The sequence below is a fragment of the Micromonospora sp. NBC_00362 genome, from assembly GCF_026342155.1.
Taxonomy (GTDB): domain Bacteria; phylum Actinomycetota; class Actinomycetes; order Mycobacteriales; family Micromonosporaceae; genus Micromonospora; species Micromonospora hortensis.
Genome location: NZ_JAPENH010000001.1, coordinates 4,644,137 through 4,663,622 on the forward strand (window position 1 = coordinate 4,644,137; position 19,486 = coordinate 4,663,622).

General features: G+C 71.7%; 24 protein-coding genes. 12 read left to right on the forward strand and 12 right to left on the reverse strand.

What is annotated here, in order from left to right:
• Positions 1 to 30: 30 nt before the first annotated feature.
• From OG992_RS21330 to OG992_RS21345, 4 genes are read right to left on the reverse strand one after another with little or no spacing between them, the layout of a single operon-like run.
• A complete protein-coding gene (locus OG992_RS21330) occupies positions 31 to 1,275 on the reverse strand; it encodes a metallophosphoesterase (RefSeq protein WP_238687596.1) in 1,245 nt (414 codons plus the stop codon).
• Between the two features lie 14 nt (positions 1,276 to 1,289).
• Positions 1,290 to 1,544, reverse strand: a complete 255-nt coding sequence (locus OG992_RS21335) for a MoaD/ThiS family protein (RefSeq protein WP_238687595.1) — start codon at positions 1,542 to 1,544, stop codon at positions 1,290 to 1,292.
• 2 nt (positions 1,545 to 1,546) lie between these two features.
• Complete coding sequence (moaA, locus tag OG992_RS21340; RefSeq protein WP_238687594.1) at positions 1,547 to 2,560, reverse strand: GTP 3',8-cyclase MoaA; 1,014 nt, start codon at positions 2,558 to 2,560, stop codon at positions 1,547 to 1,549.
• Positions 2,557 to 3,471 (reverse strand): fructosamine kinase family protein, encoded by a 915-nt coding sequence (locus tag OG992_RS21345; protein ID WP_238687593.1) that lies wholly within the window; start codon positions 3,469 to 3,471, stop codon positions 2,557 to 2,559. Before OG992_RS21345 ends, moaA begins: the two co-directional genes overlap by 4 nt.
• Before the next feature lie 173 nt (positions 3,472 to 3,644).
• On the opposite strand from OG992_RS21345, the gene OG992_RS21350 reads away from it, so the two are divergent.
• The 4 genes from OG992_RS21350 (at position 3,645) to OG992_RS21365 (ending at position 6,231) form a co-directional block, all read left to right on the forward strand.
• Positions 3,645 to 4,688, forward strand: coding sequence for a DUF4192 domain-containing protein (locus OG992_RS21350; protein WP_266304125.1), 1,044 nt, complete (start codon positions 3,645 to 3,647; stop codon positions 4,686 to 4,688).
• Between the two features lie 59 nt (positions 4,689 to 4,747).
• On the forward strand, positions 4,748 to 4,999 hold the full coding sequence (locus OG992_RS21355; protein WP_266304126.1) for a hypothetical protein: 252 nt from the start codon (positions 4,748 to 4,750) through the stop codon (positions 4,997 to 4,999).
• Positions 4,996 to 5,394, forward strand: coding sequence for a hypothetical protein (locus OG992_RS21360; protein ID WP_266304127.1), 399 nt, complete (start codon positions 4,996 to 4,998; stop codon positions 5,392 to 5,394). The genes OG992_RS21355 and OG992_RS21360 overlap by 4 nt, the downstream gene beginning before the upstream one ends.
• Positions 5,395 to 5,514: 120 nt before the next feature.
• Positions 5,515 to 6,231 (forward strand): GAP family protein, encoded by a 717-nt coding sequence (locus tag OG992_RS21365; RefSeq protein ID WP_238687589.1) that lies wholly within the window; start codon positions 5,515 to 5,517, stop codon positions 6,229 to 6,231.
• 13 nt (positions 6,232 to 6,244) lie between these two features.
• On the opposite strand, the gene fdhD is transcribed toward OG992_RS21365, so the two are convergent.
• Entirely contained in the window at positions 6,245 to 7,111 is an 867-nt protein-coding gene (gene fdhD, locus OG992_RS21370) for a formate dehydrogenase accessory sulfurtransferase FdhD (protein WP_266304128.1), read from the reverse strand.
• A gap of 249 nt (positions 7,112 to 7,360) precedes the next feature.
• Between fdhD and OG992_RS21375 the strand changes: the two genes are divergently transcribed.
• The 3 genes from OG992_RS21375 (at position 7,361) to OG992_RS21385 (ending at position 9,693) form a co-directional block, all read left to right on the forward strand.
• A complete protein-coding gene (locus tag OG992_RS21375) occupies positions 7,361 to 8,242 on the forward strand; it encodes an NTP transferase domain-containing protein (RefSeq protein WP_266304129.1) in 882 nt (293 codons plus the stop codon).
• Positions 8,239 to 8,505 carry a DUF6457 domain-containing protein gene (locus OG992_RS21380; protein WP_238687586.1) on the forward strand — a complete coding sequence of 89 codons (267 nt, stop codon included), beginning with the start codon at positions 8,239 to 8,241 and terminating at the stop codon, positions 8,503 to 8,505. The genes OG992_RS21375 and OG992_RS21380 overlap by 4 nt, the downstream gene beginning before the upstream one ends.
• A gap of 81 nt (positions 8,506 to 8,586) precedes the next feature.
• Positions 8,587 to 9,693 (forward strand): YbjN domain-containing protein, encoded by a 1,107-nt coding sequence (locus tag OG992_RS21385; protein ID WP_238687585.1) that lies wholly within the window; start codon positions 8,587 to 8,589, stop codon positions 9,691 to 9,693.
• Positions 9,694 to 9,699: 6 nt separating this feature from the next.
• Here the strand turns inward: OG992_RS21385 and OG992_RS21390 are convergent, their stop codons facing one another.
• Together OG992_RS21390 and OG992_RS21395 are read right to left on the reverse strand one after the other, a co-directional pair.
• Entirely contained in the window at positions 9,700 to 10,656 is a 957-nt protein-coding gene (locus tag OG992_RS21390; protein WP_266304130.1) for a zinc-binding dehydrogenase, read from the reverse strand.
• Positions 10,657 to 10,728: 72 nt separating this feature from the next.
• On the reverse strand, positions 10,729 to 11,193 hold the full coding sequence (locus OG992_RS21395) for an Lrp/AsnC family transcriptional regulator (RefSeq protein WP_124770828.1): 465 nt from the start codon (positions 11,191 to 11,193) through the stop codon (positions 10,729 to 10,731).
• A 59-nt stretch (positions 11,194 to 11,252) separates the two neighbouring features.
• Between OG992_RS21395 and ddaH the strand changes: the two genes are divergently transcribed.
• Positions 11,253 to 12,086 carry a dimethylargininase gene (ddaH, locus tag OG992_RS21400; RefSeq protein WP_353962155.1) on the forward strand — a complete coding sequence of 278 codons (834 nt, stop codon included), beginning with the start codon at positions 11,253 to 11,255 and terminating at the stop codon, positions 12,084 to 12,086.
• 67 nt (positions 12,087 to 12,153) lie between these two features.
• On the opposite strand, the gene OG992_RS21405 is transcribed toward ddaH, so the two are convergent.
• Together OG992_RS21405 and OG992_RS21410 are read right to left on the reverse strand one after the other, a co-directional pair.
• A complete protein-coding gene (locus OG992_RS21405) occupies positions 12,154 to 13,341 on the reverse strand; it encodes an ABC transporter substrate-binding protein (protein ID WP_266304131.1) in 1,188 nt (395 codons plus the stop codon).
• 80 nt (positions 13,342 to 13,421) lie between these two features.
• On the reverse strand, positions 13,422 to 14,219 hold the full coding sequence (locus OG992_RS21410; protein ID WP_266304132.1) for a S9 family peptidase: 798 nt from the start codon (positions 14,217 to 14,219) through the stop codon (positions 13,422 to 13,424).
• Between the two features lie 84 nt (positions 14,220 to 14,303).
• Here OG992_RS21410 and OG992_RS21415 point away from each other — a divergent pair, with 84 nt between their 5' ends.
• Entirely contained in the window at positions 14,304 to 14,906 is a 603-nt protein-coding gene (locus OG992_RS21415; protein WP_091396749.1) for a bacterial proteasome activator family protein, read from the forward strand.
• Between the two features lie 2 nt (positions 14,907 to 14,908).
• Here the strand turns inward: OG992_RS21415 and OG992_RS21420 are convergent, their stop codons facing one another.
• From OG992_RS21420 to OG992_RS21430, 3 genes are all read right to left on the reverse strand, one after another.
• Positions 14,909 to 15,721, reverse strand: coding sequence for an HAD family hydrolase (locus OG992_RS21420; RefSeq protein ID WP_238687580.1), 813 nt, complete (start codon positions 15,719 to 15,721; stop codon positions 14,909 to 14,911).
• Entirely contained in the window at positions 15,721 to 16,542 is an 822-nt protein-coding gene (locus tag OG992_RS21425; protein WP_238687579.1) for an HAD family hydrolase, read from the reverse strand. Before OG992_RS21425 ends, OG992_RS21420 begins: the two co-directional genes overlap by 1 nt.
• Positions 16,543 to 16,820: 278 nt before the next feature.
• Complete coding sequence (locus OG992_RS21430; RefSeq protein WP_266304133.1) at positions 16,821 to 17,561, reverse strand: hypothetical protein; 741 nt, start codon at positions 17,559 to 17,561, stop codon at positions 16,821 to 16,823.
• A 131-nt stretch (positions 17,562 to 17,692) separates the two neighbouring features.
• On the opposite strand from OG992_RS21430, the gene OG992_RS21435 reads away from it, so the two are divergent.
• From OG992_RS21435 to OG992_RS21445, 3 genes are all read left to right on the forward strand, one after another.
• Complete coding sequence (locus tag OG992_RS21435; RefSeq protein WP_091396762.1) at positions 17,693 to 18,124, forward strand: OsmC family protein; 432 nt, start codon at positions 17,693 to 17,695, stop codon at positions 18,122 to 18,124.
• Positions 18,125 to 18,273: 149 nt separating this feature from the next.
• Positions 18,274 to 18,621 carry a metallopeptidase family protein gene (locus OG992_RS21440; RefSeq protein WP_238687698.1) on the forward strand — a complete coding sequence of 116 codons (348 nt, stop codon included), beginning with the start codon at positions 18,274 to 18,276 and terminating at the stop codon, positions 18,619 to 18,621.
• Positions 18,622 to 18,728: 107 nt separating this feature from the next.
• On the forward strand, positions 18,729 to 19,451 hold the full coding sequence (locus OG992_RS21445; RefSeq protein ID WP_238687577.1) for an AIM24 family protein: 723 nt from the start codon (positions 18,729 to 18,731) through the stop codon (positions 19,449 to 19,451).
• Positions 19,452 to 19,486 lie beyond the last annotated feature (35 nt).

Sequence of the window (19,486 nt, forward strand, 5' to 3'; positions counted from 1 at the left end):
ACCCGCCGCCACGCGCGTACGTGACCTCCGCTATGCCGAGCGCAGCTCCACCAGGCTGATCTGCGGCTCCGCGCCGACCCGGACCGGCGGCCCCCAGAAACCGGCGCCATTTGTCACGTAGACCTTGGTGCCGTCGACCTCGCCGAGCCCGCTGACCACCGGCTGCTCCAGCTTGACGGCCAGGTTGAACGGCACCATCTGCCCACCGTGGGTGTGCCCGGACAGTTGCAGGTCGACGCCGTAGCGGGCCGCCTCCTTGGCAGCCAACGGCTGGTGCGCGAGCAGGACCACGGGACGGCTCGGGTCGCGGTCACCGAGGGCGGCGGCGAAGTCCGGCCCGGCGGCGAGGCCGGTGCCTGCCCCGGTGAGGTCGTTCACGCCAGCCAGGTCGAGCACACCGCCCCGGGCCTGGATCTCCTGCCGCCGGTTCTGCAGCACCCGCAGACCGAGCCGGTCGACCTCCTGAACCCACTCCTCCACGCCGGAGTAGTACTCGTGGTTGCCGGTGACGAAGAAGCTGCCGTAGCGGGAGCGCAGGTCACGCAGTGGCGCGGCGGCCGAGCCGAGTTCGGCCACGGAGCCGTCGACCAGGTCACCGACGACCGCGACGATGTCCGCGTCGAGCCGGTTGATCGCGGCGACGATCCGCTCGGTGTGAGCCCGCCCGCGCAGCGGGCCGAGGTGGATGTCGGAGACGGTGGCGATGCGCAGGCCGTCCATGCTGCGGGGGAGTTTGGCCAGCGGGATCCGCACCCGGTCGAGGTGGGGCGGGCCCAGCGCCGTGCGGATGCCGTACCCGGTGACGCCGGTGGCGGTGAGGCCGGCGAAGATGGCCGCCCCACGGGCCAGCAGCAACCGGCGGGACGGGTCGTGGTCCGGTGCCGCTACGGCACCAGCGGCCGGCGGCTCGGTCGGGCCGGCGGCACCGACCAGCACCGGCTCGGGCGCGGCGGTGGTGGGCTCCGCGGCGACCACCCGGCGACGCAGCACCAGCCGGGCGACCAGCATCGGGACTTCCAGCACGACCAGGACGACCAGCAGGTAGAACATCAGCGCAAGCCACAGGTAGCCCGGCCAGGCGAGCCAGTAGAGCCCGGCCTGCGTTCCGGCGAGGGTGACCGGCACGAGCAGGGCCAGCACCAGGGCGGCGATCCCGCCGACCCGTCGCCAACGGCCCGGCGTGGTGGTGTCCCGAACGAGCCGCTTCCACAGGTAGAGGTGGATGAGACCGGTGACCAGCGCCAGGACAGCCACGAACCCCAGAACCGCAATCATTGCGAGCGCCTCCCTCAGCCGCCCGCGAACGGGGGCAGGACATCGATCGTGGCCCCGGCCGGCAGGGGTGCCCGACGATCATGACAGGTGACGCCGTTCACGAGGAAACTCGCCACCCGCAGCACCCCGGCGAGCCGGTCGCCGTGGCGCTGGGTCAGCTCGGCCGTGAGGTCGTCGAGTGACCGCCCGGCGGGGATGGCCTCCTCGGCGCGGCCGGCGGCGGCGCGGGCGCCCGCGAAGTAGCGGATGGTCAGCGGGGTCCCCTCCACGCTCAGCCTCCGATCGCGGACATCGGGCGGGTCGGCTGGAGGAAGGTGGGGTCGTCGATGCCGTGCCCGGCGCGCTTCCCCCACATCGCGGTACGCCAGCGTCGGGCCAACTCGTCGTCGTCCGCGCCGGTGCGCAGCGCGGCGCGCAGATCCGACTCTTCGGTGGCGAAGAGGCAGGCGCGGACCTGGCCGTCGGCGGTCAACCGGGTGCGGTCGCAGTCCCCGCAGAAGGGGCGGGTGACGCTGGCGATCACACCGACCCGGGCGGGGCCTCCGTCGACCAGCCAGGTCTCCGCCGGTGCCGCGCCGCGCTCGGCCGGGTCGGGGCTCAGATCGAAGACGGTACGCAGCGACGCCAGGATCTCCTCGGCGGTCACCATGGTGTCGCGGGCCCAACCGTGCTGGGCGTCCAACGGCATCTGCTCGATGATCCGTAGCTGGTAGTCGTGGTCGAGGGCGAAGCGGAGCAGCGCCGGCGCCTCGTCCTCGTTGACACCACGCATCAACACCGAGTTGATCTTCACCGGGCTGAGGCCGGCAGCCGCCGCTCCGGCGAGCCCGGCCAGCACCGCGTCGAGACGGGGGCGGCGGGTGAGCGTGGTGAACCGGTCCGGGTCCAGGGTGTCCAGTGAGACGTTCACCCGGTCCAGGCCGGCGGCCCGCAACGCCGGGGCCAGTCGGTCCAGGCCGATGCCGTTGGTGGTCAGCGAGACCCGGGGGCGGGGCTCGAGAGCGGCGACCGCCGTCACGATGTCGACCAGCCCGGGTCGGATCAGCGGCTCACCGCCGGTGAACCGCACCTCGGTCACACCGAGCAGCTCGACAGCCACCCGGACCAACCGGACGATCTCCTCGTCGCTCAGCAACTCGGGGCCGGCCAGCCAGGGGAGACCTTCCGCCGGCATGCAGTAGGTGCAGCGCAGGTTGCACTTGTCGGTGAGGGACACGCGCAGGTCCCGGGCGACACGGCCGTACCGGTCGACGAGGACGCCGTCGGTCCCCGGGGCGGCGCTCACCTGTCGACCGTAGCGCGCTCGGCGCGGCTCAGGACGCCACGGGCGGTCTGGACGACCACATCTCGGAAGCTGACGCCGAAGAGTGCTGTGTGCACCAGCAGGAGATGCAGTTGATGCACTGGTACGCGGTCACGCCAACCATCCGGTAGTGGCCAACTCTCCTGGTAGGCGGTCAACACCCGATCCAGGTGGGGGATGCCGCCGAAGAGGGCGAGCTGGGCGAGATCCGTCTCCCGGTGCCCACCGTGGGCTGCCGGGTCGACGAGCCAGGCCCGGTCGTCGGCCCCCCACAGCACGTTGCCCGGCCACAGGTCGCCGTGGATGCGCGCGGGCGGCTCGTCGCCGCCGAGCCCGTCGAGGCGACTGATCACCTGCTCGACCAGAGCGGCATCGGCGCTGGTCAGCGCGCCACCGTCGACCGAGCGTCGCAGGTAGGGGGCGAGGCGTCGCTCGGCGAACCAGGTCGACCAGCGCCCGGCCGTGGGGGTGTTGTCCTGTGGGAGCGAGCCGATGAACCCGGGCCAGGTGGCACCGAAGGTGGTTGCGCCAGCCCGGTGCAGCCCGGCCAACTCCCGGCCGAAGCGCTCCGCGGCCTCCGGCGTCGGTTCGCCGGGCTCCACCCAGTCGAGCGCCAGCAGCTCCGGCAACACCACGATCACCTCGGGTACGCCGACCGCGCCCGCCTCCCGCAGCCAGCGCAGACCGGCGGCTTCGGCGGCGAAGAAGCCCTCCGGCGGCGGTCGGTCGGCGTCGTCGGGCCAGGACTTGGCGAAGACGGAGTGGCCGTCGTCGAGAGTGAGCCGGGCGGCCGCGCAGATGTTTCCACCGGCGACCGGCGTCTCCCGGAGCCGCTGATGGGTCCGGAAGGTCGGGAGATGTGCCGGATGCGCGCGCAGGTACGCCAGGTCCATCAGCGCACGGTAACCGCTCCTTACGACAGCCAGGTGTCGCCCGACGACATCGGCGCTCTTTCCGCACCTGTAGGTGTGGCGTGAGCAGGGAAAACACACTCAGTAACTGTGGATAAGTCGCGTGTCGTCCACAGGGGTGGCCGGGCCCGGCACGCCCGCCGCAGGCTTCCGACATGACCTCGACCGAACGCCCTCAGCTTGCCGTCCGCTCACCTGCGGACCTGATCGCCGCTGTGCCGTACCTGCTCGGCTTTCATCCCACCGACAGCGTGGTCGCCGTGGTGCTGGTCGGCCGGCAGATCGTCTTCGCCGCCCGCGCGGATCTGCCCGACCCGACCGAGCCCGGCGGGCTGGCCGTGCACCTGGCTGGTGTGATCCGCCGGCAGGGCGCCGAAGCCGCCACCGTCGTGGGTTACGGGCGACCGGAGCTGGTCACCCCGGCCGTGGACGCGGTCCGCGACGCGCTGAACGACTTCGGGCTGCACGTGCTCGACGCGCTGCGGGTGACCGATGGCCGTTGGTGGTCCTACCTCTGCACCGAGCCCGACTGCTGCCCGCCCGAGGGTCGCCGCTACGACCCGACCGTCAACCGTCTGACCGCCTCGGCGGTCTTCGCCGGTCAGGTCGCACTCCCCGACCGGGCGGCCCTGGTGGCGCAGGTGGCACCGGTGGACGGCCCGGCCCGGGAGGCGGCCCGAGCGGCCACCGCCCGCGCCGAGCTGAGACTGGCCGAGCTGATCGAGCAGGCACCCGAGAGCGACCTGCTCGGGGCGCGGGCGCTGCGCGCCGCCGGGGTGGCGGCGGTTCGCGAGGCCCAGCGCCGGCAGCGGCGTGGTGAGCGGCTCGACGACGACGAGGCGGCCTGGTTGAGCCTGCTGATGACCCACCTGTCGGTCCGCGATCACGCGTGGGAACGCACCGACGGCCGGGACCGGGACATCGCTCTCTGGACCGACGTGCTGCGCCGCGCCGAGCCGGAGGTGGCCGCCGCGCCGGGTGCGCTGCTGGCGTTCGCCGCGTGGCGCGCCGGACAGGGCGCGTTGGCGGCGGTCGCGCTCGAACGCACGCTGAGCCTGCACCCCGACTACTCGCTCGCCCTGGTGCTGGACGACCTGCTCCGGCGGGGCGTGCCCCCGGCCGAGTTGGACGGCTGGCCGTCGGTCGGGATGCCCGGCGTCATCCGGCCCCGCAAGCGGAGCCGACGTGGCCGCCGCTGACCGGTCCCGCGCCTGCGTGGTAATACCGTGGGTGCTACCGGAATTGTAGGCTGACGGACGTGACAGTGAAGCGCTCCGTGAGCCTCCCCGACGACGTCGCCGAGTGGCTCGACCAGCAGCCCAACGTCTCGGCCGCCATCACCGCGGCGGTGCGGGCCCAGATGGAGGGCACGCACCTCGACGAGGTGCTCCGGCGCGCCGGCATCGAGGTGACCGAGGCGGGCAGGGCGCGATGGCGGGAGCGCCTGGCGACGCCCATCCCGGCGGACGCTCTGGCCGAGGGGCGCCGGATGTTGGGGCGTGCCGGATGAGCGATCAGATCGCTGTCGTGTTCGACGCGTCGGCGTTGACGGCCTACATCGAGGGCAACGTCTCGGTGGGGGAGTTGATGCTGGAGGTCGCCGACGAGGGTCGGCAGGTGGCCATCCCCGCGACCTGCCTGGCTGTCGCCTTCGCGAGCGTGGCCGACGAGATCGATGCCGCCCTACTGGCCCTGATGATGACTGCCCCGATAATCCGACTGCTGCCACTCGACGCCGAGGACGTGCGCGACACCGGCACGCTGGCCCGCGCCACGGCCGGAGACATCTCGTTAGGTCAGGCCACCCGTGCGGCACTCACCCACGAGGCGCACTACGCGACAGTGCGACCCACTGTGGCGGCGAAGGTGCTCCCCACCAACTGGAGCATCCTCGACCTGGCGTGACGGGTCCTCCGGCGACGCCCTCCGTCGAAGGATGTACGCGTTGCTCCTGTCCACGGCCGACGCGGCAGGCTCACCGCCGCCGGAGAATGATCTCGTGGCCCTTCTCCGCGTTGGTACGACATGACCCCCGAGTTGCTGCTGTCGCTGGCCGGGCTGGCGTTGATCGACAGCACCAGCATCGGCACCCTCTTCATCCCGGTCTGGTTGCTGCTCGCCCCCGGGCCGGTCAACGTCCGGCGGATCCTGGGCTACCTCGCCACCATCGCGGTGTTCTACCTCGCGGTTGGGCTGCTGCTGGTCTGGGGAGGCAGCAGGCTGGGCGACGCGCTGGGCGGCGCCCTGGACAACCGGGGTGTCCTCTGGGCACAACTCGTCCTGGGCGTGGGAATGCTGGCACTCAGCTTCCGCTACGACGGCAAGCGGCGTCCCCGTACCGGGGGTGTCCTGCGCTGGCGGGACCGGGCCACCGCCGGAGATTCCTCGGCCCGCTGGTTGGTCGGGCTCGCGCTGCTCGCGGCGCTTGCCGAGGTGGCGACAATGCTTCCGTACCTCGGTGCGGTGGGTCTGTTGGCCACCTCGGGGGTGGGAGCGGCGAGCGTGGTGGCGCTGCTCACCGGGTACTGCCTGGTCATGGTGCTGCCGGCGGTGTTGTTGCTGGGTGCCAGGGTGGCCCGCCCGCGACTGGTCGAGCCGGTGCTGGCCCGCCTGAACACCTGGATCGTCACCAAGGCGGGCAGCGCGCTGGGCTGGATCCTCGGCATCGCCGGTTTCCTGATCGCCCGTGACGCCGCCGCCCGGCTGGCCCTGTTCGACCTGATCGACCGGATCGGTAAATGACGGGGCGCTCGGGTCAGGCTGGTTGCTCCACACTGATCCGGTGTGGCCCGGTGTAGACGTTCATGGTCCGTCCGCGGAGGAAGCCGACGAGTGTCATCCCCGCCTCGTCGGCCAGGTCCGCGGCGAGGGTGCTCGGGGCGGACACCGCGGCCAGCAGCGGCAACCCCGCCATCCACGCCTTCTGGGTCAGCTCGAAGCTGGCCCGTCCGGAGACGAGCAGCAGGTGCCCGGTGAGCGGCAGCCGGCGTTCCCGCACGGCCCACCCGATCACCTTGTCCACGGCGTTGTGTCGGCCCACGTCCTCCCGGAGCACCACCAGCTCACCGTCGGGGGTGAACAGGCCCGCCGCGTGCAGCCCGCCGGTCCGATCGAAGCCGCGCTGGGCGGCGCGCAACCGGTCGGGCAGCTCGGCGAGCAACGTGGCCGGCACGCTCAGCGGGTCCGCCGCGACCGGGAACAGCGACCGGGTGCGTACCGCGTCGATGCTGGCCTTGCCGCAGACACCGCAGGAACTGGTCGTGTAGAAGTTCCGGGACGGGTCGGTGGTCGGCTCCGGTACGCCGGGGGCGAGCACCACGTCCACCACGTTGTACGTGTTCGGCGTCTCCGCGCCGGCGCAGAGTTGCGCTGTCAACACGTCATCGGTCGACCGGATCAGCCCCTCCGTCAGCAGGAATCCGATGGCCAGGTCCAGATCGTCGCCGGGAGTACGCATGGTGACGGCGAGCGGCCGACGTTTGCCGGGACCGGCCGCGCCAACCCGGACCTCCAGCGGCTCCTCCACGGCGAGCGTGTCCGGCCGGCGAACCGATCCGCGCCCGGCGGTGGCCGCGTCCAGGTCGATCCGGAGTATGCCGCGTCGATCAGTTGCCCGTCCCATCCCGCCATCCTCCACCCCCCGCCGGCCCACCCGCACGACCACCGCCCGTCACCGACCGCCGACCCCACCCGAGCCCTGCGCGTTGATCATGAAGTTGTCCGCGCGCGTCGTCGGCGTGTCGAGCGATAACTTCATGATCACCGGGGCGAGGGGTCGGGCCAGCACGTCGGAGGAGTCGGGTGAGGGCCTTGCGATCGGGCCTGAGCGGGCTTCGGCCTGAGCGGGCGTCGGCACGGCTACGGTGGCCGGGTGGGGACGTACGCCGCAGTGGTGCTCGCGGGTGGGGCCGCCCGACGGATGGGCGGGCTCGACAAGCCCGCGCTTCCGGTCGGTGGCCGGCCGATGCGCGACCGGGTGCTGGCCGCCGTCAGCGACGCGACGCCGCAGGTGCTGGTCGGTGCGGCCGACGCCGTACCGGCGGGTGTGCTGGTCGTTCGGGAGGACCCGCCCGGCGGGGGTCCGGTCGCGGCGGCGGCGGCCGGCCTGGCGCTGCTGGATCCCGACGTCACAGTGGTCGCGCTGCTCGCCGCCGACCTGCCGCTGCTCACCCGGGCCGCGATCGGTGAACTGCTGAAGCACCTCGACCGGGAGACCCCCGACCCAGAACCGGCGGGCGGCCCCTCTGCTCCGCCGCTGCCTGCCCACAGGGGCTCAGCTCCGGTGACGCCGGCCCGCAGTGGCTCTGCTTCCGCACCGACGGCCCACAGCGGCTTCGCTCCGCCGCCGCCGCCGGTCCGCGGCGGCCTCGCTCCGACGCCACCGGCCGGCACTGCCCTCGCTCCGACGCCGGCCGGCGGTGGCCTCGCTCCGACGCCACCGGCCGGCGGTGGCCTCGCTCCGACGCCGGTCCGCGGTGGCCTCGACGGCGAGCGGGGGGCGGACGGGGCGTGCTTCGTGGACGGGGACGGGCGGCGGCAGTCGCTCTGTGGTGTCTGGCGGGTCGGCGCGCTGCGGGCGGCCGTGGACCGGCTGACGGTCGAGCGGGGCGGCAGTCTGTCCGGAGCTCCGGTCCGGGCGTTGCTGGCCGGTCTCGTCGTGCGGGAGGTGGCCTGGTCCGGCGAGGGCCCGCCACCGTGGTTCGACTGCGACACTGACGAGGACGTACGCCGGGCGGAGGAGTGGGCGCGATGACGGTGATGGACGACTGGGTCACGGCGGTCTGCGCCGAGTTGGATCTGCCTCCGGCTGCGGTGCCGGTGCCGGCGGTGCTGGATCTGGCCCGGGACGTCGCCCACCAGGTGCTGCGTCCGGGTGCGCCGGTCACCGCGTACCTCTTCGGGTTGGCGGTTGGCCGGGGCGCGGACCCGGCGGACGCCGCGGCCCGGCTCAGCGCGCTGGCGGGCGCCTGGCCGGTCGAGTTGGGCGCCGACCCCACGCACCCGACGGCCCCCTGACCGTCGGTGTCCGATCCCGGTCCGGGCTGATTGGACCAACAGGCGGCGTGGGTAGGGTGATCGTGACGGACGGAGGCGATCATGACGGCTGACCACCCCTCGGCGCCGCACGGTGAGCTGCCCGGCGCTTCGAGTGAGCCGGCGGAATCGATCCTGCTCGACGAGCCCAGCACCACCGACCTGCGGGCGAAGGTGACCGAGGCGTGGCGGGAGTTCGCCCGTGCGCTCGCCGTACGGCTGCGGGAACTTCCCGTCGGCGCGCACCTCGACGTGACACTGGATCCCACCGCCTCCGGCACCGGGGACGCCGTCTATTCGATAAGCGTCGACGTGGACGCGGACCTGGTGTTGTCCGCCCGCGCGGTCGGCAACGCCGCTCTGCCGGCGGGCTACCGACTGGACCGCGGCGCGGTGGCGGACATGGTCGCGCTCGGTTGGTCCCCGCCCGGGGTGGTCGCCGGCTCCGGCGGTTCCTTCGGGCTGAATGCCACGACGGCCGAGTCGACGCAGGTCGCCACGCTGCTCTCCCGCACGCTGCGGGACGTCTACGGTGCTCCGCACCCGGCCTTCCTGGTCTATTTGGTGCACGATGCCGAGGGCGAGCCGTTGGCAGTGGACCCGCTGGGCACCGCCCGCAGTGAGTTCGGTCCGGACGCCGACGTCGAGGCGGACCTGGAGGAGGCGTTGGCCGAGGCGGCCGCCTCGCAGGTCGAGCGAGACGACGTGCTCGACCTGGCCGATCGGGTCCGCACAGTGGTCTCCACCATGTTGAAGTCGGACACCGACCGGTTGCAGATCGATTCGGACGGCGACATCACCATCCGCGCCGGCTCGGCGATGGTCTTCGTGCGGGTGCGGGACAATCCGCCCCTGGTGGATGTCTTCTCCCCGGTGCTCACCGAGGTGGAGCCGACCGAGCGGCTCTACGTCAAGCTCTCCGAACTGACCAACCGGATGCCGATCGGTCGCCTCTACTGCGCCGACGACACGGTGTGGGCGTCCATCCCGGTGTTCGGCCGCAACTTCCAGGCGACCCATCTGATGCTGGCCGTGCAGGTGATGACCGGTCTCGCCGACGAGTTGGACGACCGTCTGCACGGCGAGTTCGGCGGCAAGCGGTTCTTCGGTGAGGGTGACAAGCCGGTCCGGCGCGACGAGTCGGAGCACCGCACCGGCATGTATCTCTGAGCCCGATCAGGCCACGTCCAGCAGGGTCTTGCCGACCGTCGCGCGCGCCTCGATGGCGGCGTGCGCGTCGGCGGCACGTTCCAGTGGGAAACGCTGGCCGATGAGCGGTCGCAGGCGGCCGGCCGCCGCGTCCGCCAGGGCCTGTTCGGTGTACGCCCGCAGCCGGGCCGGTGGCACGTCCGGGCGGACCAGTGTGACCTGCCGCGCCGTGGCGGCCTCCGCCGACACCGGTGACCACTCCCCGCTCGCCAGCCCGAAGCTGACCATCCGGCCGCCGGGAGCGAGCAGGTCGAAGGCGGCGCGGGCCACCGAACCACCGACCCCGTCGAGCACCACGTCGACAGCGCCCACCGCAGCGCGGACCTGCTCGGGCCACTCGGGCAGCAGGTAGTCGACGGCCAGCTCGGCGCCCAGGCCGGGTAGCAGGTCCACCTTCCGTCGCCCACCGGCCGCGCCGATCACCCGGGCCCCGGCCCGGACCGCGAGCTGCACCAGCAGGCTGCCGACGCCGCCGGCCGCGGCCTCCACCAGCACCCGGTCACCCGGGCGGACGCCGACCGCCTCGATCAGCATGGTGGCGGTCCGCCCGTCGGCCAGCAGTGCCACCGCCTCGTCCAGAGCCAACCCGGCCGGCACCGCGATCGTCGCCGACGCGTCAACTGCCGCGCGTTCGGCGTAACCGCCGGAACCTCCGGTGGCGCTGACCACCCACTGCCCGGTCAGCGCCGGGTCGACGTCCGGCCCGACCGCCGTGATCACCCCGCCGACGCCGTTGCCGGGGATCAGCGGTGGGGTGAGGCGGAACGGGCCGGGGTGACCGGCGCGCAGCTGCGTCTCGATGAAGGTGATGTTCGCGTGGGCGACGTCGATCAGCACCTGGCCGGGACCGGGGACCGGGTCGGGCGCGGGACCGGGCACCAGCACCTCGGGCCCACCGAACTCACGTAACCAGATCGCCCGCATGACAGCCCCCTCGGCCTCGATGGGCTGCCTCGCCCACTCGGAGCCAGTCCATCTCCTCAACCTGGGTTGAGGTCAAGAGGTACCGGCGGACGGGCCGACGCCGGGCGATTCGACCAGCCGGGAGAGCACGATGGTGCTGCGGGTGGAGGTCACGAAGGACTCGGCACGCAGCCGCTCCAGTGCCGCCTCCAGGTGGCCGATGTCGGCGGCGCGCAGGTGCACGAGCGCGTCCGCCTCCCCGGAGACGGTGTACGCGCCGACCACCTCGGGGTGTCGGCGGGCGGCCACGCCGATCTGCGCGGGGGTGGTCCGGCCGGCGCAGAACAACTCGACGAAGGCCTCCGTGGTCCAGCCGACGGCCGCCGGATCAACGACGGCCGTGAATCCCCTGATCACACCGGTGGCGCGAAGTCGGTCGACGCGACGTTTGACCGCTGGGGCGGAGAGTGACACCCGGGCGCCGATGTCGGCGTACGACGCACGGGCGTCCGCGACGAGTAACGCAATGATCCGCTGGTCTACCGCGTCTATCTGCAACGTTCCGCCTCTGAGAAGCAACGCTTGTGGCTGTTTTCAAAGTTCCACGGTACCTACTCTTGGTGACCGTGAACCAGCAGCGTTTCCCGCGAAAGCGGACATATCTCATGTGCTCGCCGGAGTACTTCGCGGTCGAGTACGCGATCAACCCGTGGATGGACGTGACCACCCCGGTCGACCGGGACCTGGCCGTCAAGCAGTGGGACCGGCTGCGCGAGACGCTTGTCGGCCTCGGCCACGACGTGCACCTGCTCACCGCCGAGCAGGGCCTGCCCGACATGGTCTACGCCGCCAACGGCGGCTTCGTGGTGGACGGCAGCGTCTACGGCGCACGGTTCAAGCACGAACAGCGGGCCGCCGAGGCCGCCGCCCACCACGCCTTCTACGAGGCGCAGGGCTGGCGGTTCATCGCACCCGGCGAGACCAACGAGGGTGAGGGCGACTTCGCGTACGTGCCGGAGGCGCACGGCGGGCTCATCCTGGCCGGGCACGGCTTCCGTACCGAGATCCCCGCGCACGCGGAGGCGCAGGAGGCGCTGGGTCGTCCGGTGGTGTCGCTGCGCCTGATCGACCCCCGCTTCTACCACCTGGACGTGGCGCTCGCGGCCATCGACGACGCGAACATCGTCTACTTCCCGGGCGCGTTCTCCGCGGCCAGCCAGCGGGTGCTCACCCAGCTCTTCCCGGACGCGGTCATCGCCGACGACGAGGACGCGATGGCCTTCGGGCTCAACCTGGTCAGCGACGGCGCGAACGTGGTGCTCAACAGCGAGGCCACCCGCCTGGCCGGCAAGCTCAAGGCGGCCGGGTACACCCCGGTCCCGGTCGAGCTGGCCGAGCTGAAGAAGGGCGGCGGCAGCGTGAAGTGCTGCATCGCCGAGCTGCGGCACTGACCCGCGAACGTCTCGGGGCCGGCCTCCCACTGGGAGACCGGCCCCGAATCGTGTTCCGGGTGGGCGTTCAGCCCAGCGTGGCCAGCTCGTTGATCAGCACGTTCGACATGACCTGACCGTCGCGCTGCACCTCGCGCAGGTACCACTTCTGCTGCGGGGTACGCGGCTGGTTGAACTGCCAGATGCCGCGCGGGCTGTCGATCTGGCCGATCTTGCCCAGGGCCAGGTTCACCTGCTGCGGCGTGGGCTTCCCGCCGGTCAGCTGGATGGCCTGGTCGAGCACCTGCGCCGCGTCGTACGACGCCATCGCGTACGTGGTGGGGGTAACCTGGTACTTCTTGCGGTACGCCGAGGCGAAGACCCGGTTCGACGTGTTGTTCAGGTCGGCCGAGTAGTTCAACGCGGTCTGGATGCCCAGCGCGTTGTCCTTCAGGTTCTCCAGCACTGTGCCCTCGGTGAGGAAGCCCGGTGCGTAGATCGGCCCGGCGAACTTCTCGCGCAGCTGCTTGATGAACTCCACGGCTGCCGCCCCGGCGAAGAAGCAGAAGACCGCCGTGGGCTTCTTGGCCAGCGCCCTGGTGATGTCCGAGGCGTACGTCGTCTTGCTGGGGTTGGAGGTGGCGTTGGTGTAGGTCACCGGGTCGCTGATCCGCCGGTCGTTCGCGCCGAACTCCTGCCGGAAGCCGCGGACCACGTCCGGGCTGCCGACGTTCTCCGGCATGATGATCGCGACGCGGCCGTTGGCCGGCAGCTGGTCGCGCAGGTAGCGGCCCAGCGCCCGGCCGGCCTCGTCGAGCACGTACGAGGTCCGCCAGATGTAGAAGACGCTCTGCAGGCTGCTCGGTGAGGCGTTGGAGCCGATCAGCGGGACCCGGGCCTGCTCCACGGTGTCCCGGATGCCGACCATCACCGCCGAGTTGACCACGCCGGTGAGTGCCAGCACGCCCTGCTTGAGCAGGCCCTCGACGGCAGCCTTGCCGGTCTTCGCGGTGTCGCCCTCGTCGGCGGTCAGCAGCTCCACCGGGTGGCCGCCCAGCCGCTGGTCGTGCAGGTCGAGGAAGAGCTGGAAGCCATTGGTGATGTCGTCGCCGATGCTCTTGAAACCACCGGCCTGCGGCGTGATCAAACCGATCTTGATCGGGCCCCGGTCGGTGGTCGGATCGGCATCACCGTCTGAGCCACACGCGGCGACGAACCCGGTGGTACCGAGCGCGGCCAACAGTTGGAGCGCCCGCCTGCGATTCATCTGCGACACCGAGTTCCTTCCAAGGATGCGTACAGGGCCGAACACCGCCCCACCGGCGTTCTACCTGCTCCGCGACGCTGCGTCAATGGCTAGTGATCATCGTGCAGGGACCGCAACACGGCGAGGACCTGAGGCCAGGCGACGGCCTCCGGGTCGATCAGCCCGAAATGCTCGCATCCGGGCAGTTCAACAAGGGAAATATCGGAACCTGTGACACGCGCCTCCGCCACGAAATCCCGGCTCATCTCCACCGGAACCTGGCGATCGTCAGAGCCATGAACAACTACCGTGCGTGTTCGTATCGGTACCAACATTCGTGGATCCGCTCTCGCGTACCGGTCCGGGAACTGCGCCGGGCCGCCTCCGAGCAGCGCGGCGACAGCGCCCGAGTCCAGATCCCGCCGGTACGCCTCGCCCAGATCGGCCACCGGGGCCAGGGCGAGCACCCCGCCCACCGTTGCCGGGGCGGTGGCCGCCACGAACAGCGCCAGGTGGCCGCCGGCGGAATGCCCGACCAGGACCGGCGGGGCCAGGCTCACCCGGCCGGGCAGCGCCTCGGCCGCCAGCACCGGCAGCTCGGCCACCCCGGTCAGTACGTCGGTCAGGGTGCCCGGCCAGCCACCTCCGGGCTGCCCGGAACGGCGGTATTCCAGCTGCGCCACCGGGTAGCCGTCAGCGGCGAGGGCCGCTGCCAGCGGGCCGGTGTGCCGTCGGTCGTACTCGGCCCGCCAGAAGCCGCCGTGCAGGACGACGACCAGCGGCCGGGCCGGCCCGGTTCCCGCCGGGAGGCGCAGATCGGCCACCTGATCCGGGTGGTCTCCGTACGCCACTGTCCGGTCGGGCTCCGGTGCGGGCCGGGTCAACACGGCGCGCGGGTCGACAGGCATGGCGCGACGGTAGCGCGCCCCGCCCGGGTGGTTCGGCCCCGGTAGTCGGTCCCGGCCGGCATGGTTCGCGCCCGCTGGGTAAAGATGGACCCCATGACCGAAGCGCGCTCCGCTGGACAGAACGACGAGCCCGGCCCCGACGACTCCGGCCACTCCGGCACCGTGGTGGTGGTTGGCCCGGACGGCCGGCCGATCGGCACGATGCAGACCGACGAGGGCCAGGGCGAGGACCCGACCCGCCTGGTCGAACAGCCGGCCAAGGTGATGCGGATCGGCAGCATGATCAAGCAGTTGCTGGAGGAGGTGAAGGCCGCACCTCTCGACGACGCCAGCCGCAACCGGATGCGGGAGATCCACGAGCGGTCGATCGTAGAGCTCAAGGAGGGCCTCGCCCCCGAGCTGCGCGACGAGCTGGAGCGCATCTCGCTGCCCTTCGCCGAGGACAAGGCCCCCAGCGAGGGCGAGCTGCGGATCGCGCACGCCCAGCTCGTCGGCTGGCTGGAGGGCCTGTTCCACGGCATCCAGGCGGCCCTGGTAGCCCAGCAGATGGCCGCCCGGGTGCAGCTGGAGCAGATGCGCGGCGGCCGGCAGGCGCTGCCCAGCGGCCCCGGTGGGGTGGTCCCCGGGATGCCGGGCATCGGCCAGCCGGGCGGCGGCGAGGGCCACAACACCGGTCAGTACCTCTGACCTCAGTCCACCCCGAAGATCTTCTCCAGGTACGCCGCCACGCCGTCCTCGGTGTTCGCCGTCGTCACGTCGTCGGCGACCGCCAGGACGGCGCGGTGCGCGTTGGCCACCGCCACACCACGCCCGGCCCAGGTCAACATCGGCACGTCGTTGGGCATGTCGCCGAAGGCCAGCACGTCCGCCGCGGCCACTCCGAGCTGGTCGCAGTACCAGGCCAGTCCCGCCGCCTTGGTCACCCCGGCCGCCGAGATCTCCACCAGCCCTGAGGACGACGAGTGCGTGGCCTCGGCCAACCCCGCCACCGCCGTGCCGATCAGCTCGGCGAAGGCGTCCGGGTCCTGCTCGCCGGCTCGGGCGAGGAGCTTCACCGCCGGGACCGAGAGCAACTCCTCCGGCGTCTCGATCGGCCGGATGCCGTTGGCGTCGGCGTCCCAGCGCAGCGGGTAGTGCGCCTCGTGCCGCATCTCCCGGCTGTCCAGGATCTCCACGGCGAAGCTGATCCCGGGCACCTCGGCCCGTAGCCTCCGGGCCACCTCGGCCAGGTGGTGCGGGGCGAGCGGGTCAGCCCGCACCACAGCGTCCTCGAACGGGTCGTAGACGACGGCGCCGTTGGCGCAGACCGCCGGCAGCGGTCGGGCGAGCTGGTCGTACACCATCTTGAGCCAGCGGACCGGACGGCCGGTGACCAGGACGACCGGCGTGCCACGCGCGGCGATCCGCGCGAGCAGGTCGGCGGTGCGTGGGCTGACGGTGTGGTCGTCGCGGATCAGCGTGCCGTCGATGTCGGTGGCGATGAGGCGGGGTGTGTCTCCCATTACCGGGACAGTAGCCGGTCCAGATACACCGCCACCCCGTCGTCGTCGTTGCGCAATGTCACCTCGTCGGCGGCGGCGCGCAGCGCGGGGTGCGCGTTGGCCACTGCCACCCGCGACCAACCGGCCCATTCGAACATCGGCAGGTCGTTGGGCATGTCACCGAAGACCAGCACGTCCGCCGGGTCGACCCCGAGGGTCTGCGCCACGACGGTCAACCCGGTCGCCTTGTCCACGCCCGGCGGGCAGATCTCGATGAAGCCGAGCCCGGCCTGGGTGAGCGTGGCGACCTGCGGCGAGACGATCCGGCGGGCCACCGCCAGCAGCTCGTCCACGTGATGGTCGGCGGTCCGGGCGAACGCCTTGATCACGTCGCAGGCGAGGCACTCGTCGCGGGTGCGCGCCTCGAAGCGGTCCTGGAAGGGCCAGCTCTCGTGGTAGTCGCCCCACAGCGGGGCGTCGTGCTCGTCGGACGCCTCGACCATCACGGTCAGCGGGCCGACCTCCGCCTCCAGGTCGGCGAGGAGCCGGGCCAGCACCTCGGCGGGCAGCCGCTCGTCGCGGAGCACCACCGGGCCGCTCGGGTCGCTCTGGTCGACCACCCGTCCGCCGCCGGCCATCACCAGGAAGTCGGCGGCCCGGATGTCGTTGCGGGTCAACTCGGTCAACCGAGGGCCGCGTCCGGTCGCGCCGACCACCGGAATTCCGGCGGCGCGCACCCGGTCGAGCACCCCGTGGGTGTACGCGGAGACGGTGTTGTCGCTGCGTACCAGCGTTCCGTCGAGGTCGGTCGCGATCAACTTGGGCAGTCCTGGGCGGGTCATCGTTCCTCCTTCGCCCACCGCCGTCGCACCGCCAGGGTCAGGGAAACCGAGTCCCGGAGTGACGGCGGGCAGCAACCGTACCTCGCGGAACGGGTCGCATCCATGGCTTCCAGGCGAATCGGACGCCAACCCTCAGCGCCGGTGAGGTGTCCCGCGCGCACCACCCACACCTCACCGCGCGATCTTGCACTTTCGGTTGCCGTTTCGCGTACTTATGGGCCCTATGCCGGGACAGAAAATGCAAGATCGGCGCGGGGGTGGGGTGGGGTGGGGTGGGGTTAGGGCTGGGGGTCGGGGCGGGCGAAGGGGGCGGCGGGGGTGACGGTCAGGTCGGCTGGGGCGGGGAGGCCGTCCTCGATCGGGTCGGGGTCTCGGCGGCGGCGCCGGGGTCGTGGTGCTGGCGCGTCGGCGGGTTGGTCGTCGTCCGGCGGCCCGGCGAACGCGCCGGGAGGTGCGGCGGGGGTCAGCCGCAGGGCGGCCGCGAACAGCACACAGGCCACGAACGCCATCACCAACCCACGGCCGTACTCGACCTCGAAGCCGTCCTGGGGTGAGTAGAAGAAGTTTCGCTGGCCGGGGTTGTCGAGGCTGGCCGTGGCAGCCGCCAGCAGCGCCAGCAGGGCACCGGCCAGTGTGAGGCCGGCCAGCCGAGCGTTCGGCCGCACGGCCGCCGTGCCGCGCAACGTCAGCGCCACGGTGCAGACGAGGGCGAGGAGCCCGACCAGGTAGCCGACCCCGAACCCACCGACCTCGGACACCCCGGCGGGCACCTTGATCGTCGCGTTTCCGTCGGGCCCGCCGTTCGGCAGGTTCATCACCAGCCACTCACCGACCAGCGAGGCGATCGCGGCCACCGCGCCCAGACCGGCGAGCAGGACGGGCAGCCGAGGATCCTGCGCGAAGTCGGCCAGGGACCACGCGAAGCGGCGTCGCGGGGCCGGCTCGTCGGCACCCCACTCGATCACCGCCGGGGCCTCGGATCGGTCGCCCTGCCGCGGGATTGGAAGCTCCTCGGACATCGGCCACCCTTCCGCCGGTCACGGACCTGGGTCGCATCATGGCACAGCAAGCTGGTGGTGACAGGGATCGCAGGGCTGGCGAGCGCGCCGGTCTGTCGCTCCGCGGTCGCCTTTCCGCTAGCGTTTGCCCCATGCCTATCCGTACCGCTTCAGCACAATGGCAGGGCAATCTCACCGAGGGCGCGGGCACCATCCGCACCGGTAAGGGCGGCCTGTCCGGCAACTACTCCTTCAAGTCGCGCTTCGAGGAGGGTGAGGGCACCAACCCCGAGGAGCTGATCGCCGCCGCGCACGCCGGCTGCTTCTCGATGGCGTTCTCCAAGGCGCTTGCCGACGCGGGCTCGACGGCCACCTCGGTCGAGACCACCGCCAAGGTGCACCTGGACAAGACCGACGCCGGCATGACCGTGACCCGGATCGACCTCGAGACGGTCGGCCAGGTCCCGGGGATCGACGACGCGGAGTTCCAGAAGCTCGCCGAGGCCGCCAAGGCCAACTGCCCGATCTCCCGCCTGCTCTCGCCGGGCGCCGAGATCACCCTCAACGCTCGCCTGGCTGCCTGAGCCAGCCGGCCCACACCGTACGTCCACGGAAGGAGCCTCCGCCCGGTCCCGGGTGGTCGCTTCTTCCGTGCATGTGCGGATGACGGCCACCGGCGTCCAGCACGACCGGGCCGCGTGCCCCCGCGTCGGGCACAATGGGCGAGGTGCCGGTGGAGATGAGCCGTGAGCGCTTCGAGGAGTTGGTCGGCGAAGCCCTCGACGAGGTGCCCGAAGAACTACTCGGCCTGATGAACAACGTGGTGATCCTGGTCGAGGACGACCCGCCACCGGGCGAGGTCGACCTGCTCGGCCTCTACGAGGGGTATGCGCTCACCGAGCGCGGTTGGGACTATGCCGGCGTGCTGCCCGACCGGATCTTCATCTACCGCCATCCGATCCTGCGGATCTGCGACAACGACGAGGACGTCATCGACGAGGTGGCGGTGACAGTGGTGCACGAGATCGCCCACCACTTCGGCATCGACGACGCGCGCCTGCACGCGCTGGGCTGGGGCTGAGCCCCGCGCTCACCCACCCGCGCCGCGCCGCCCGTCCGGCGGTCGGTGCTTGCCGAGGTCGCCTACCGTCGGTACAGCGAACGCGACCCTATTCAGGAGGCCCTTTCATGCGCAGCGAGCTGTTCTCCGCGGAGAATCTGGAGAAGGAGTCCGCGCAGCCCGGCATGCGGTTGCAGAACTCCAAGATGTTGAAGATCGAGCTCAACGGCGAGGCGATGGCCCGGGTCGGGTCGATGGTCGCCTACCAGGGGAATGTGCAGTTCCAGGCGTTGGGTTCAGGCGGGCTCGGCAAGTTCCTCAAGCAGAAGCTCACCGGCGAGGGCGTCCCGCTGATGAAGGTAACCGGGCAGGGTGACGTCTTCCTCGCCGAACTGGCCAAGGACGTGCACATCATCGACCTGGAGCCGGGCGACGCCCTCTCCATCAACGGCAGCAGCGTGCTCGCCTTCGACTCCACCCTCCAGTACGACATCAGGATGGTCGGCGGCGCCGGGATGGCGTCCTCGTCCGGCCTCTTCAACTGTGTGTTCAGCGGCCACGGGCGGATCGCCATCACCACCAAGGGCACCCCGGTAGTGCTGAACGTGGACGCCCCGACGTACGTCGACCCCCAGGCCGCGGTCTGCTGGTCGGCCAACCTCCAGACCGGCTACCACCGGGCCGAGCAGATGGGCCTCGGCACTCTGCTCGGCCGCCGCACCGGTGAGTCGTTCACCATGAGCTTCGCCGGTCAGGGCTTCGTGGTGGTGCAGCCGTCCGAGGAGCCGCCGATCATGGGCAGTGGCCAGCAGCAGCAGGAGGGCGGTCTGCTCGGCGGCCTGCTGAGCTGACCGGAAGCGGCGCTGGGCGCACCTGATCTGTCGAG

Coding starts and splice junctions, on each gene's coding strand:
- OG992_RS21360 (WP_266304127.1), top strand. CDS start 4,996: ATGAGCGATCAGATCGCTGTCGTGTTCGACGCGTCGGCGTTGACGGCC.
- OG992_RS21415 (WP_091396749.1), top strand. CDS start 14,304: ATGGACCCCATGACCGAAGCGCGCTCCGCTGGACAGAACGACGAGCCC.
- OG992_RS21420 (WP_238687580.1), bottom strand. CDS start 15,721: ATGGGAGACACACCCCGCCTCATCGCCACCGACATCGACGGCACGCTG.
- OG992_RS21410 (WP_266304132.1), bottom strand. CDS start 14,219: ATGCCTGTCGACCCGCGCGCCGTGTTGACCCGGCCCGCACCGGAGCCC.
- OG992_RS21425 (WP_238687579.1), bottom strand. CDS start 16,542: ATGACCCGCCCAGGACTGCCCAAGTTGATCGCGACCGACCTCGACGGA.
- OG992_RS21365 (WP_238687589.1), top strand. CDS start 5,515: ATGACCCCCGAGTTGCTGCTGTCGCTGGCCGGGCTGGCGTTGATCGAC.
- OG992_RS21445 (WP_238687577.1), top strand. CDS start 18,729: ATGCGCAGCGAGCTGTTCTCCGCGGAGAATCTGGAGAAGGAGTCCGCG.
- OG992_RS21380 (WP_238687586.1), top strand. CDS start 8,239: ATGACGGTGATGGACGACTGGGTCACGGCGGTCTGCGCCGAGTTGGAT.
- OG992_RS21345 (WP_238687593.1), bottom strand. CDS start 3,471: ATGGACCTGGCGTACCTGCGCGCGCATCCGGCACATCTCCCGACCTTC.
- OG992_RS21430 (WP_266304133.1), bottom strand. CDS start 17,561: ATGTCCGAGGAGCTTCCAATCCCGCGGCAGGGCGACCGATCCGAGGCC.
- OG992_RS21390 (WP_266304130.1), bottom strand. CDS start 10,656: ATGCGGGCGATCTGGTTACGTGAGTTCGGTGGGCCCGAGGTGCTGGTG.
- OG992_RS21385 (WP_238687585.1), top strand. CDS start 8,587: ATGACGGCTGACCACCCCTCGGCGCCGCACGGTGAGCTGCCCGGCGCT.
- OG992_RS21330 (WP_238687596.1), bottom strand. CDS start 1,275: ATGATTGCGGTTCTGGGGTTCGTGGCTGTCCTGGCGCTGGTCACCGGT.
- OG992_RS21435 (WP_091396762.1), top strand. CDS start 17,693: ATGCCTATCCGTACCGCTTCAGCACAATGGCAGGGCAATCTCACCGAG.
- fdhD (WP_266304128.1), bottom strand. CDS start 7,111: ATGGGACGGGCAACTGATCGACGCGGCATACTCCGGATCGACCTGGAC.
- OG992_RS21350 (WP_266304125.1), top strand. CDS start 3,645: ATGACCTCGACCGAACGCCCTCAGCTTGCCGTCCGCTCACCTGCGGAC.